This window comes from Enterobacter sp. AN-K1 (assembly GCF_020971765.1).
Lineage (GTDB): Bacteria > Pseudomonadota > Gammaproteobacteria > Enterobacterales > Enterobacteriaceae > Enterobacter > Enterobacter hormaechei_C.
Window position 1 is genome coordinate 2,890,333 of record NZ_CP087390.1, and the last position, 12,214, is coordinate 2,902,546.

Annotated in this window: 12 protein-coding genes; 2 read left to right on the forward strand and 10 right to left on the reverse strand. The window is 56.9% G+C overall.

What is annotated here, in order from left to right; all coding sequences use genetic code 11:
- Positions 1–6: 6 nt before the first annotated feature.
- Genes hpaD through hpaG form a run of 3 tightly spaced genes read right to left on the reverse strand, consistent with a single transcriptional unit; the run spans position 7 to position 3,601 of the window.
- A complete protein-coding gene (hpaD, locus tag LOC22_RS13800; RefSeq protein WP_032661486.1) occupies positions 7–858 on the reverse strand; it encodes a 3,4-dihydroxyphenylacetate 2,3-dioxygenase in 852 nt (283 codons plus the stop codon).
- Between the two features lie 2 nt (positions 859–860).
- Positions 861–2,327, reverse strand: coding sequence for a 5-carboxymethyl-2-hydroxymuconate semialdehyde dehydrogenase (gene hpaE, locus LOC22_RS13805; RefSeq protein WP_017383848.1), 1,467 nt, complete (start codon positions 2,325–2,327; stop codon positions 861–863).
- Positions 2,324–3,601 carry a 4-hydroxyphenylacetate degradation bifunctional isomerase/decarboxylase gene (gene hpaG, locus LOC22_RS13810; protein ID WP_230238979.1) on the reverse strand — a complete coding sequence of 426 codons (1,278 nt, stop codon included), beginning with the start codon at positions 3,599–3,601 and terminating at the stop codon, positions 2,324–2,326. The genes hpaE and hpaG overlap by 4 nt, the downstream gene beginning before the upstream one ends.
- 268 nt (positions 3,602–3,869) lie before the next feature.
- Here hpaG and hpaR point away from each other — a divergent pair, with 268 nt between their 5' ends.
- Positions 3,870–4,310, forward strand: a complete 441-nt coding sequence (gene hpaR / locus LOC22_RS13815) for a homoprotocatechuate degradation operon regulator HpaR (RefSeq protein ID WP_017383846.1) — start codon at positions 3,870–3,872, stop codon at positions 4,308–4,310.
- Positions 4,311–4,393: 83 nt separating this feature from the next.
- The gene (gene tsr, locus LOC22_RS13820; RefSeq protein WP_017383845.1) at positions 4,394–6,058 is read left to right on the forward strand and encodes a methyl-accepting chemotaxis protein; all 1,665 of its coding nucleotides are present in this window, start codon (positions 4,394–4,396) and stop codon (positions 6,056–6,058) included.
- A 122-nt stretch (positions 6,059–6,180) separates the two neighbouring features.
- Here the strand turns inward: tsr and LOC22_RS13825 are convergent, their stop codons facing one another.
- From LOC22_RS13825 to LOC22_RS13855, 7 genes are all read right to left on the reverse strand, one after another.
- On the reverse strand, positions 6,181–6,690 hold the full coding sequence (locus LOC22_RS13825) for a GNAT family N-acetyltransferase (protein WP_045141642.1): 510 nt from the start codon (positions 6,688–6,690) through the stop codon (positions 6,181–6,183).
- On the reverse strand, positions 6,690–8,981 hold the full coding sequence (gene opgB / locus LOC22_RS13830; RefSeq protein ID WP_047726414.1) for a phosphatidylglycerol--membrane-oligosaccharide glycerophosphotransferase: 2,292 nt from the start codon (positions 8,979–8,981) through the stop codon (positions 6,690–6,692). Before opgB ends, LOC22_RS13825 begins: the two co-directional genes overlap by 1 nt.
- A 271-nt stretch (positions 8,982–9,252) precedes the next feature.
- Positions 9,253–9,735, reverse strand: a complete 483-nt coding sequence (locus LOC22_RS13835; protein ID WP_015572603.1) for a DUF2501 domain-containing protein — start codon at positions 9,733–9,735, stop codon at positions 9,253–9,255.
- Positions 9,736–9,819: 84 nt separating this feature from the next.
- Positions 9,820–10,557 carry a DNA replication protein DnaC gene (gene dnaC / locus LOC22_RS13840; protein WP_230238980.1) on the reverse strand — a complete coding sequence of 246 codons (738 nt, stop codon included), beginning with the start codon at positions 10,555–10,557 and terminating at the stop codon, positions 9,820–9,822.
- The gene (dnaT, locus tag LOC22_RS13845) at positions 10,554–11,099 is read right to left on the reverse strand and encodes a primosomal protein DnaT (protein WP_003856579.1); all 546 of its coding nucleotides are present in this window, start codon (positions 11,097–11,099) and stop codon (positions 10,554–10,556) included. Before dnaT ends, dnaC begins: the two co-directional genes overlap by 4 nt.
- A 125-nt stretch (positions 11,100–11,224) precedes the next feature.
- Positions 11,225–11,653, reverse strand: a complete 429-nt coding sequence (locus LOC22_RS13850; RefSeq protein WP_003856578.1) for an organic hydroperoxide resistance protein — start codon at positions 11,651–11,653, stop codon at positions 11,225–11,227.
- Between the two features lie 84 nt (positions 11,654–11,737).
- The gene (locus LOC22_RS13855; RefSeq protein WP_015572604.1) at positions 11,738–12,190 is read right to left on the reverse strand and encodes a MarR family winged helix-turn-helix transcriptional regulator; all 453 of its coding nucleotides are present in this window, start codon (positions 12,188–12,190) and stop codon (positions 11,738–11,740) included.
- Positions 12,191–12,214 lie beyond the last annotated feature (24 nt).

The following is a 12,214-nucleotide window of genomic DNA, read 5'->3' on the forward strand; positions in this document are numbered from 1 at the left end:
GGCTCCTTACGCGGGCAGCGGGAAAACGGCGTTGACCTGGCCGGTGCCGGAGCTGGCGAACAGCTCGGTGAGAAACTCCACCTTACCGTCGTATTTGTCCCAGCCGAGCATCCCCAGCAGCATCACCGTGTCGTGCATATTGCCCTCGCCGTAGCAGTAGTCGGCGTACTCCGGCAGCATGCTGCAAAACTCCTTGAACTGACCCTCGCGCCACAGCTTCACCACGCGCTCGTCCATCTGACGGTCAAACTCGCGGGTGTAGCTGTTCATCCCTTCCTCCGCGCGCTGGTCGTCGATAAAGCGGTGCGAGAGCGAGCCGCTGGCAAGCACCGCCACGGTGCCGTCGTATTTTTCGATGGCACTGATGATGGCCTCGCCCAGCCTGCGGCTGTCGGCGAAGTCGTGAACCGTGCAGAACGCCGAGATGGAGACCACTTTGAAGTGCTTATCCGCGTTCATGTAGCGCATCGGCACCAGCGTGCCGTACTCCAGCTTCAGGCTCGGGATGTTGTGCGCCTTGGCGCGAACGCCAAGCTTCACCGCTTCGTCGGCAATCAGCTGGCCGAGTTCCGGGTTGCCGTCGTAGTCGTAGGTCATGTCGCGAATAAAATGCGGCAGCTCGTTGCTGGTGTAGACGCCCGAAAAATGGTCCGCGCAGTTGATGTGATACGCGCTGTTCACCAGCCAGTGGGTGTCGAAGACGATAATGGTGTCCACGCCCAGCTCGCGGCAGCGCTTGCTGATCTCTTTATGCCCGTCGATGGCCGACTGGCGGCAGCCGTGGTTTTTGCCCGGCAGTTCAGAGAGATACATTGACGGAACGTGTGTGATTTTTGCCGCTAACGCTAATTTACCCATGGTCAGATCCCCCACTTTGGAATCGGATGGTCACCCATGGAGATACAGACGTTCTTCATCTCCGCGAAGACCTCGAAGCTGTACTCGCCGCCCTCACGCCCGGTGCCGGAGGCCTTCACGCCGCCAAACGGCTGGCGCAGGTCGCGCACGTTCTGGGTGTTGACGAACACCATGCCCGCTTCGATGCTGCGCGCCAGACGCAGCACTTTGCTGACGTCCTGGGTCCAGATGTAAGATGCCAGGCCGTACTCCACGTCGTTCGCCAGGCGCAGGCCTTCCGCTTCATCCTTAAACGGCAGCAGGCAGGCCACTGGCCCGAAGATCTCCTCCTGCGCCACGCGCATGCGGTTATCGACATCCGCCAGCACGGTTGGTCGCAGGAAGTTGCCGCCCTTCAGGTGCGCAGGTAGATCGGTCGGTTTGTCCGGGCCGCCCGCCAGCAGGGTTGCCCCCTCTTCAATGCCGAGGCGGATATAGCCGGAGACTTTTTCCCAGTGCTGCTGGCTGATGAGCGCGCCAATCTGGGTGTTCGGATCGGTCGGGTCGCCCACGCGCAGGCGGTTGGCGCGCTCGGCAAAGCGTTTGACGAACTCCGGGTAGATGCTCTGCTGGATGAAGATGCGCGAGCCGGCGGTGCAGCGTTCGCCGTTGATGGAGAAGATGGTAAACAGGGCGGCGTCCAGCGCGCGCTCGATGTCTGCGTCTTCGAAAATCAGCACCGGCGATTTGCCGCCCAGCTCCATGGAATACTTCTTCAGCCCGGCGTTTTTCATGATGTTGCGCCCGGTGGCGGTACCGCCGGTGAAGGAGACGGCGCGCACGTCATGATGACGCACCAGCGCGTCGCCCGCCGTGGCGCCATAGCCCTGCACCACGTTGAGCACGCCCGCCGGAATGCCCGCTTCGAGGGCCAGCTCGCCCAGACGGTCAGCGGTCAGCGGGGAGAGTTCAGACATCTTCAGCACCGCGGTATTCCCTAAGGCCAGGCACGGCGCGACCTTCCAGGTGGCGGTCATAAACGGCACGTTCCACGGCGACACCAGCGCGCAGACACCCACCGGCTGCACCAGGGTGTAGTTGAGCATCTTGTCGTCGACCGGGTAGGTTTTGCCGTTCATCTGCTGGCACACCTCGGCGAAGAACTCGAAGTTGTGCGAGGCGCGCGGAATGAGCACGTTTTTGGTCTGGTGGATCGGCAGGCCGGTGTCGGCGGTTTCCATCGCGGCAATGTCCGGTACGTTCTGGTCAATCAGATCCCCCAGGCGACGCATCAGGCGCGCGCGCTCCTTCATCGGCAGGTTGGCCCATTTCGGAAACGCCTCTTTGGCGGCGGCAACGGCCTGATGGATTTCGGCTTCGCCGCCTGAGGCCACTTCTGCCAGCACCTCGCCGGAGGCCGGGTTAGTGGTTTGAAAGTACTCACTTCCGGCGACGTTTTTACCGTTGATCCAGTGGTTAATCTTTTTCATTTTGCAGTCTCCTCACTGACAATTCGGTTTACCAGACGGCCTACGCCTTCCACTTCCACCACTACCTCATCGCCCGGCACCACGTCGGACAGCCCCTTCGGCGTGCCGGTGGCAATCATGTCGCCCGGTTGCAGGGTCATGAAATCACTCAGATACGCAATCAAGTAGGGGATGCTGAAGATCAGGTCTGCCGTGGTGCCTTCCTGACGCAGTTCACCGTTGACGTAGGTGCGAAGACGAAGGTTGTGCGGGTCAGGAATGGCTTCTTTTGGCACTACGTTCGGGCTGATGGGGGTCAGCCCGTCGCGGCTTTTCACCCGCAGGTTCGGGCGATAGTAGTTTTCGAGATAATCGCGGATGGCGTAGTCGTTGCACACCGTGTAGCCCGCAACATACTCCATCGCCTCGGCTTCGCTGACCTTGCGCGCGGTTTTGCCGATGACCACCACCAGCTCGGCTTCGTAATGCATGTATTCAATGTTGTTTGGGCGCACCGAGGTCTGGTTGTCGCCGTTAAAGGTGTTTGGCGCTTTGATAAACACCAGCGGCTCGGTGGGCGGTTTGAAGTCCAGCTCGCTGGCGTGATCGGCGTAGTTCAGGCCGAGGGCGAACAGCGTGGCGTGCGGCGGCGTGCGCGAAGCGATGGCAACGTCGCGTTCCTCCACCACCGGGTTTTCCAGCGGCGGAAATCCTTCTGCCAGAATACGTACCCGATCGCCCGGGCGAACTTCGACGCGGCTTTGCGGAGTGCCGAGCAATATCGCATCGCCGGGGTTCAGGGTGGCAAATTCGCTCAGGGCGCTCAGCAGTTCGGCGGCGTTGCGGTGCAGATCGGCCGTGTTCCAGTGGTCCGCTTCGCGGCCGTTGATCTCGGTGATGATGGTCAGATTATCCACGTTATCAACGGCGACAGGTTCGCCGAGCGGGCAAAATCCATCCCGGCATTTGGCCTTGATCGCCGGACGGTAGAAGCTCTCTTCCGGCAGGCTGATTTCGTTAGCCAGCGCGTAGCCGGCGATGTACGCCGCTGCCTCTTCAACGCGTACTTTGCTGGCGGTTTTGCCCACCACCAGCGCCACCGTCGCGCCGCTTAACACGGTTTCTCCCTGCGGGAAGGGAATCGGTTCGCCTGCGCGGATAACAGCGTTATGTGGCTTGATAAACCACACCGCCGTTTTTGGCGGCGCGTTATAGGGGGCTTTTTCAAACGCCTCAGCCCAGGCCAAACGCTGGCTTTGGTGGTTTAGCGCTACGGCAAAAACAGTACCTTTCATTCCCATACTCCTCAAACCGGCTGTCCGGTTTTGATTTCATTAATATGTTAATGATCTGGTTTTATGCTTTTGCTGTTCGTTTCGCAATCAGAAGTGAATAATTTGTGATGCAAATAACAATAAATTTACATAAAAGGGTTAATATATATTTAAATCAATAAGTTAAAAAAATAGCTTTGTTTCTGTTAGACTTTTTGGGTTAAAACGTGTTGTCTATAAAAGCATCTGTTTTTAATTGTTTATTTGTTAATGATGTAAGGGGTAGATGATGCATGACTCATTAACCATCGCGCTGTTGCAGGCGCGTGAAGCGGCGATGGGCTACTTCCGCCCGATAGTGAAGCGGCATAATCTGACCGAGCAGCAGTGGCGTATCGTCCGCGTGCTGGCCGAGCATCCCTCCATGGATTTTCACGATCTGGCGTTCCGCACCTGTATTTTGCGCCCAAGCCTGACCGGCATTCTGACGCGGATGGAGCGCGACGGTCTGGTGCTGCGCTTAAAACCGGTGACTGACCAGCGCAAGCTGTACGTGTCGCTGACGAAAGAAGGCAATGCGCTGTACCAGCGTGCTCAGGCTCAGGTGGAAGAGGCGTACCAGCAGATAGAGGCGGAATATACGCCTGAGAAGATGAAGCAGCTCACGGCGCTGCTGGAAGAGTTTATTGAACTTGGAAACCGACATATCGCCGCGAGGGACGAAGCGTAAAAACCCTAAATTCCAGGATGATTTTCGTAAAGTTTTCTCATGCCAGGCCGAATATTCTGTATCTGCCTGAGGAAAGAGAAAACATGTTAAACCGAATCAAGATTGTCACCAGCTTACTGCTGGTTTTAGCGATATTTGGCCTTTTACAACTCACGTCTGGTGGTCTTTTCTTCAATGCCCTGAAGCATGACAAAGAGAATTTCACCATCCTGCAAACCATTCGCCAGCAACAATCCACCCTGAACGGTAGCTGGGTGGCGCTGCTGCAAACCCGTAACACCCTGAACCGCGCGGGTATCCGCTATATGATGGATCAGAACAATATCGGCAGCGGCTCAACCGTCGCCGAGCTGATGCAGATTGCCTCTGCGTCTCTGAAACAGGCGGAAAAAAACTGGGCGGATTACGAAGCGCTGCCGCGCGACCCGCGTCAGAGCGACGCTGCGGCACTGGAAATCAAACGTAATTACGATATTTACCATGGCGCGCTGGCTGAGCTGATCCAGCTGCTGGGGGCGGGCAAAATCAATGAGTTCTTCGACCAGCCGACCCAGAGCTATCAGGATGGCTTTGAGAAGCAGTACGTCAACTATCTGCAACAGAACGACGCGCTGTATCAGACCGCGGTTGAAGACAGCAACAGCTCTTACCGCCAGGCTATCTGGGTGCTGATTAGCGTGCTGGCTGCGGTGCTGGTGGTGATTGTTGCCGTCTGGCTGGGTATTCGTCAGGCGCTGATTTCGCCGCTGAACCGTCTGATTGACAGCATTCGTCATATCGCCAGCGGCGACCTGGTGAAGCGCATCGACGTGGAAGGCTCCAACGAGATGGGGGTACTGGCTGACTCCCTGCGCCATATGCAGGGCGAGCTGGTGCGTACCGTGGGTGACGTGCGTAACGGCGCCAACGCTATTTACAGCGGTGCGAGCGAAATCTCGATGGGCAATAACGATCTCTCATCCCGTACCGAACAGCAGGCTGCCTCTCTGGAAGAGACCGCCGCCAGCATGGAACAGCTGACTGCCACCGTGAAGCAGAACGCCGAGAACGCCCGTCAGGCGAGCAACCTGGCGCTGAGCGCGTCTGAAACCGCGCAGAAAGGCGGCAAGGTGGTGGATAACGTGGTGCAGACCATGCGTGACATCGCCGGCAGTTCGCAGAAAATCGCCGATATCATCAGCGTGATCGACGGGATTGCCTTCCAGACCAATATTCTGGCGCTGAACGCGGCGGTAGAAGCGGCGCGTGCGGGCGAGCAGGGGCGTGGTTTTGCGGTGGTTGCAGGTGAAGTCCGAAACCTGGCGCAGCGCAGCGCCCAGGCGGCTCGCGAGATCAAGAGCCTGATTGAAGACTCCGTGGGGCGCGTGGAAATTGGTTCAACGCTTGTTGAAAGCGCGGGTGAAACCATGGGTGAGATCGTGAATGCGGTAACGCGCGTGACGGATATCATGGGCGAAATCGCGTCTGCGTCTGACGAGCAGAGCCGCGGTATTGACCAGGTTGGGCTGGCGGTGGCTGAGATGGATCGCGTGACGCAGCAGAACGCCTCGCTGGTGGAAGAGTCTGCGGCGGCGGCCGCGGCACTGGAAGAGCAGGCGAGCCGTCTGACGCAGGCCGTTGCGGTGTTCCGTATTCAGCAGGAACAGATGAAGGCGCGCGAGTTCGCCTCGGCGAAAAGCGTTGCCGCACCGGTAGTAGCGCGTAAACCGGCTACCGCAGATGCGGGCGATAACTGGGAAACGTTCTGACGCTGTGCGTTTTGCCGGGTGGCGGCTGCGCCTGACCCGGCCTACGGATTGTGCGTTTCGCCGGGTGGCGGCTGCGGAATTGGGTTTTGTAGGCCCGGTAAGCGCAGCGCCACCGGGCGATTTTACAGAGGCAGGCGCATGGCGCAGCGGGAACCATACGCTAAACCGTGCGCCGTCTCTTCCTCGCGTTTCTGGCGCAGTTCCGGCGTCAGCGTCGTCATCATTTCAAACCCTAATCGCCTGTAGAAGGGCGCATTCCACGGGACATCACGAAACGTCGTTAACGTCAGCGAGTTCAGCCCCAGACTGCGGGCATGCGCGGCGGCACGGGCGATTAACTGGCGTCCAAGACCTCGTCCCTGCCAGTCCAGGTGAACCGACAGTTCCACAATAAACAGCGTCGATGGATGAGCTTCGGCGAGAATAAAGCCCACGGGCCTGTCGTCAGCCAGCGCCAGCCAGCTTAATCCGCGTCCGGCGTAACCGAGGTGATCTTCAACAGAAATAACCTCATTGTCTGCCAGCCAGGCCAGCTCAGGAACGTCGCGAAACCGCTGCCCCGCCGCGCGTTCAATGGCGGGCAGGGCAGCGACGTCGTCGATGCGCGTCGGGCGAAGAGTGAACGCCGTCATCAGCCAGCGCTGCTCACAATTTTAATCTCCACCATGCCGATCCCCAGCTTGCGCGGAGCGTGACCGAGAATATTCCCTTCGTTAGTGGACTGCGGATCGGGTGGCACAATGACCAGCGTATTGCTGCGCGTTGGGTTATCGAAATGCAGCGTGCTGGTGGTGACATCGTTGCTCAGCGTCAGCGTCTGTTCTTTATCACCGACGCGCACCGGTATAGGACGGTTTGCGTTGGGACCAAATGCCCTGGCGGTGATCACCAGATCGAATTTCTCCGGCAGCGGATGGGTATATTCAATTTTCACCTCATCGCCCAACTGCGCGTTAGACCAGCGCCCCCAGGATTCCGGCCGTGAAATACCGCTGAACTGCTTCACCTCTTCCGGCGCGCCGGCAACATTAAAGATGAAGCTGTCTGCTTTATAACGAATGTCGTTGTCGACGATTTTCAGCAGGTCTACGTTGCGCTGATAGCGTGCGGTATCAATAACCGTATCTTTAAACGCGGTTTTTCCCTGCCACTGCGGTTTGTCAACGTGTTGCACGGTCTGCTCGCCGCCGAGTTGCCCCTGAGAGACGCACCAGTCGGTGGACAGCGACAGCTGTTGCGACCAGAGCTGGCCCATTTTGTAGCATTTGTCGACCCAGACGAAATTATCGCGCGGGGCAAATTCCGCCAGCTGGAAGCGCAGTGGCGCGGAGTATTCGCTTTCCGGCAGCGGCTCGACGCGGTTATCCGACACGCGCAGCAGCAGCGGCAGGCGGAAATGGCTGCCGGAGAACGCGATCATTTTTTTATCCTGATCGATGGTGAAGTCTTTTATCTCTTTCGGGAAGTTCCACAGACGAATGATATCCGGCTTCCAGGCGAGGATTTTTTCCTTCATGTTGAGGAAGATTTCCGACAGGGACTGGCCCGACAGCGTACTGCGGCCCAGGCCAATGAAGTTATCGCCACCCAGAATATCCAGCACGGTAGCGCCGTTATCCATCGAGTTACGTTTAGCGGCAATGATCTCCTGCTGCGGTTTATCGCCGCGCAGCACAAAGAACAGGTTGCTACGATCCAGCTTATTCAGTTCATCCCAGGCGCTGTTTTTCATCGCCAGATGGTCAGATGAGACGACGATGACCGTATTTTTGAAATACGGCGACGCTTTGATTTTCTCGATTAACGCCGCGATATGCTCCTGGCTACAGGTCACGGCGCTGAACGACTTGTTGTTTTTACCGTCAATGTCATAGCCCTGACGTTTACAGGTGCGTGAGACAAAACCATCCGGATGATGCGTGTCAACGGTCAACGCAAACAGCGAGAAGCGTTTACCGGCGCGGGAAAGCTCCTCGAATTTCTTCCAGGTTTCATCAAGAACGGTATCGTCGTAAAAGCCCCAGTCGTTGCGGTAGGCCGGATCGGCCACCGTGGTTTTCAGCTCTTCGGAACCATACAAGTGATCGAAACCGTGGGATTTCAGGAACACATCTTTCCCGGCAAAGCGCAGGTTAGCGCCCTGCATAAAGTAGTTTTCATAGCCCGAGTTTTTCAGGATATCGCCGAGGCAAATATTCTGCGGGAAGAAGCTCGACATTGAGGCGGAGGCGTTGCCTTCAAACGGGGCGAACAGCGGAATGCCGCACTGAGAGGCCACCATCCCGGCGATGGTGTAATCCGTACCGGGCAGCTGCATGGTGTGGCTGAAGTCGAGGCCCTGGTCTTTCAGCGCGCCAAGCTCTGGCGTCAGGTTCGGGAAAGCATCGTTATCAAAATAGGTGCGTTCCAGACTTTCGCCGTAGATATAGACCAGGTTGAGTCTGGGATTGTCGATCTTCTTCGAGGGTTCTTTGTAATAGGCCGCAAAGTCCGGATCGCCATCGCGCGACTGGGATTTTACCAGCTCGGTAATTTGATGGAATGCCGGGCTGGCATCCACGGAGGCCAGCGCCAGGCACAGCGCCAGCAGGCTGTAGCCATGATGATGCGGACGGTGACGGCGACGGCGCAGAACCCAGGCCAGCGCGGCGAAGATGCCCACCAGGGCGACCACCAGCCCCAGACCCGGAAGGATGTACTTACCCACACCAGCGCCGGTGAGGCTGTTGGTCAACGTGTAGAGCACCGCGTCGTTAATACCGTCGCCGGTAAAGTAATCGCTGGCATATAACGTAATGTTTAAAACAATAAAAATGCCGAGCACCACCAGGGTGGCCACAAACCACCAGGTGTGACGACCGGCTTTCCAGGCATAAACGCCGATGGAAGCCAGGAAAAGGACAAGGGACATTAACTCTGACAACAGCAGATCCTCATCATGCCGGACGCTTAGCCGGCTAATTGCTTATTTTTTGGGTAATACAATGTAATTGCGATGTCGCTTAGCTGCAATTTTAGTGTCACGAAAGTGTGCTGTTGTTAGGATTTGGTTTATAAAATCGGATTTTTGAATACAGTCGCATCGTGGCACACGGAGGCTGAGGTGGTGGCAGGGGGTAAAAAAACGCACTTCACGCCGCGGTGTAAGACTAACGTAATAAACCCGGCGTGTTGTGGCAGAAAATGGGAGGCGATCAGGAGAGGAAATTAACGCCTTGTTTCAGCACCAGATCGCAGGCTTTCGTTTTCACCTGTTTCGCCAGAGATGAATTTCCAAGGGTGCTGAGGTTCAGCTGCTGGCCATTTTGCGCGTTCAGCAGACCCTGAATACCGTCCATATAGTTGGTGTCCGCTTTCTGCTCCTGGGTGTCCAGACCCAGTTTACCCAGCACCTGGTTTTTGATGTTTTCGGTATCGGTAACGGAAGCCAGTTTCTGCTTCGCGCAGTATTCCAGAATGCCCGCCGCGTTGTTCATCGTTCCGGCGCTCAGGCTTTGGGAGCTGTTACTCAGCAGGCCGGTGAGGGACGAGGCTGACAGCCCGCCCTGGGAAGTGCCGCTCTCTTTGGTTAACTCACTTGCTGCGCTGGAGAGCGACTCCTGCCATGATGCGGCCTGCGCTGCGCCAGTCACCAGCAGGGCGCCAGTAAGGATGCTGATAAGAAACTGTTTTTTCATAATGATTTACTCAACAAGATCCGTTTTGGGCCAAAAGTGGGTTTAGTATATACCTCTGCTCTTCCGGTGCTCCCTGGAAATATCTTAATACTCTTTGCCGCTGACGCGGCTGCGATAGCTGTCCCAGTCGAAGATGACGTACAGGCTGTTACCCAGCTTCATGCGATCCATCACCCGCTCGCCAAGAAGTCGGGTCATCTCCTCGATATTGTGGTTCGTCAGCATACCGGTTGGGCGTTTTGACGACGAACGGCGATCGACAATCTGGTTGATGATCACTTTTTCGTAGCGGGACTCCGTCTGGACGCCGATCTCGTCGATGACCAGCAAATCCACGTTACTCAAATCATTCAGCAGCTGTTCTTCGCTGGTTTCGCGGTTACTGAAGGTGTCCTTCATGGCGGACATAATATCGGCCACGGTGATAATCAGCACTGACTTCCCGCGCAGCAGCAGCTCGTTGCAGATAGCGGCCGCAAGGTGATTTTTCCCCGTGCCGGGTTTTCCGCTAAAGATGAAGCTGGCAATGTTGCCGTCAAATTCATCCACGTACTGGCGCGCCTGGTTGAGGGCGTTCATCTGCCCCTGTGACTCGACCTTATAATTCTCGAAGGAGCAGTTCTGGTGCAGAGGGCGAATGCCCGAGCGGTTAAAGGTGCGCTGCATTTTCATCGCGCGGTTTTCGCGGGCGAGGGCAGCCGCGCGAATTTTACCTTGCTCTTTTTGCCATGCCAGCAGCTCTTCACCGGTGGTGAAGGCGGGCTTCACGTTGGCGGGCATCATCTTCTGCAAACGTTTCATCAGGTCGCCGACGTTTTTCATTTCGCACCTCGGAATCCATCAGGGATTTTTTTGTCCGGTTCTGAAAAGGCATTGATATCACGTTTTGGCTGGCCATTGTTGCTGGCGCGGTTGATTTGCAGACTGCGCGCGAACTTTTGCTGCCACTGAACATGGTGGAAGACTTTTCCTTCAGCCTGCCAGTAAGCGGTAAAGGCCGCCAGCTCTTCTGGCGTCGCGGGCTGCGCGAGGGCTATTCCCCATAAGGCCGCCTGCCGCTGAAAATCGGCGTCCGGCTGCCAACCGGCGTACATGGGAAATTTCCCCATTGGAACGGCCACCGGGGCGCTGGCGGGTTCGTCAAAAAACTGATTATCCAGCATGACATCGCTCGCCGGACGCGACAGCTTCGCTTCAATTTCCAGAAGCTGCGCCAGACGTTCCGGCGTGACCGCATAAAACGCCGGGGCGTTGTCGGCAAATACCGCGAGCGTGCCGCCTTCGGCGTGCGTCAACACACCGCGAGGATCGCGCATAAAGGCATCAATGCCAGCAATGCTGGTGGTCAGGATTCTGGAGGACATAACACTTTCTCAACTGATTACTACGGGCGTGATTGAGGGTTATGGTAGCACAGAGAGAGGGGGAGGAAAGGAGAGGATTTCCCCGGCGGCGTTACGCTTACCGGGGCTAAAATCACAGGGGCTGTTTACGCGATGATGTTCAGCGTCACGTCGATGTTGCCGCGCGTCGCGTTAGAGTACGGACAGACGATATGTGCCGCATCCACCAGTTTTTTGGCTTCCGCTGCGTCCATCCCTTCAACGTGGATGTTCAGCTTCGCTTCGATACCAAAACCGGTTGGCAGCGGGCCAATCCCCACTTCGCCTTCAATAAAGGCGTCTTTTGGCAGAGCGAATTTGTCGCGTGCCGCAACGAACTTCATTGCGCCCAGGAAGCAGGCGGAGTAGCCCGCAGCGAACAGCTGTTCAGGGTTGGTTACTTCACCCCCCATGCCGCCCATCTCTTTTGGCACACCCAGTTTGACATCCAGAACGCCATCGGAAGACGTTGCGCGGCCATCACGGCCTCCGGTTGCTTTGGCTTTGGCAGTGTAGACAACTTTTTCTAAAGACATGGCAGGTTCCTCATCTTACGTTTATATGCACTATTAAATAGTGCGCGATGTATTAAGTTAAAATCAGACGCGTAAAGTATAGCCTTACGCGCGATGCAGCTGTTGGCGCAAAAGTTCGAGCTGTTGCTTGAGCGCCAGCATGGTGTCGGTATCACACTGCGCTGCACAGCCCACGGCGTGGGGTATCGTCACGGCCTGCTGTTGCAGCGCCCGACCCGCGTCGCTCAGGGTGACGGCGACCTGACGCTCATCCTGACGGGAACGCTGGCGGAAGATTAATCCTGCGCTTTCCAGGCGTTTTAGCAGGGGAGTCAGCGTGGCGGAATCCAGGAACAGCCGCTCGCCAATGTCTGACACCGTGATATCATCCTGCTCCCACAGCACCAGCATCACAAGGTATTGCGGGTAGGTCAGGTTAAGCGGCGCCAGCAGTTGCCGGTACAGCTTGTTAAGCGCCAGATTTGCCGAATAGAGGGCAAAACAGAGCTGGTTATCCAGCAGAAGCGCGTTGGTAGTGTCGTTCGTTTTTGCGTCCATGAAATGAATATAGATAGCGCACGA

Excerpts from the sequence above, each read along its gene's own strand:
- hpaD (WP_032661486.1), bottom strand. The coding sequence starts at position 858 with ATGGGTAAATTAGCGTTAGCGGCAAAAATCACACACGTTCCGTCAATG.
- hpaE (WP_017383848.1), bottom strand. The coding sequence starts at position 2,327 with ATGAAAAAGATTAACCACTGGATCAACGGTAAAAACGTCGCCGGAAGT.
- hpaG (WP_230238979.1), bottom strand. The coding sequence starts at position 3,601 with ATGAAAGGTACTGTTTTTGCCGTAGCGCTAAACCACCAAAGCCAGCGT.
- hpaR (WP_017383846.1), top strand. The coding sequence starts at position 3,870 with ATGCATGACTCATTAACCATCGCGCTGTTGCAGGCGCGTGAAGCGGCG.
- tsr (WP_017383845.1), top strand. The coding sequence starts at position 4,394 with ATGTTAAACCGAATCAAGATTGTCACCAGCTTACTGCTGGTTTTAGCG.
- LOC22_RS13825 (WP_045141642.1), bottom strand. The coding sequence starts at position 6,690 with ATGACGGCGTTCACTCTTCGCCCGACGCGCATCGACGACGTCGCTGCC.
- LOC22_RS13835 (WP_015572603.1), bottom strand. The coding sequence starts at position 9,735 with ATGAAAAAACAGTTTCTTATCAGCATCCTTACTGGCGCCCTGCTGGTG.
- dnaC (WP_230238980.1), bottom strand. The coding sequence starts at position 10,557 with ATGAAAAACGTCGGCGACCTGATGAAACGTTTGCAGAAGATGATGCCC.
- dnaT (WP_003856579.1), bottom strand. The coding sequence starts at position 11,099 with ATGTCCTCCAGAATCCTGACCACCAGCATTGCTGGCATTGATGCCTTT.
- LOC22_RS13850 (WP_003856578.1), bottom strand. The coding sequence starts at position 11,653 with ATGTCTTTAGAAAAAGTTGTCTACACTGCCAAAGCCAAAGCAACCGGA.
- LOC22_RS13855 (WP_015572604.1), bottom strand. The coding sequence starts at position 12,190 with ATGGACGCAAAAACGAACGACACTACCAACGCGCTTCTGCTGGATAAC.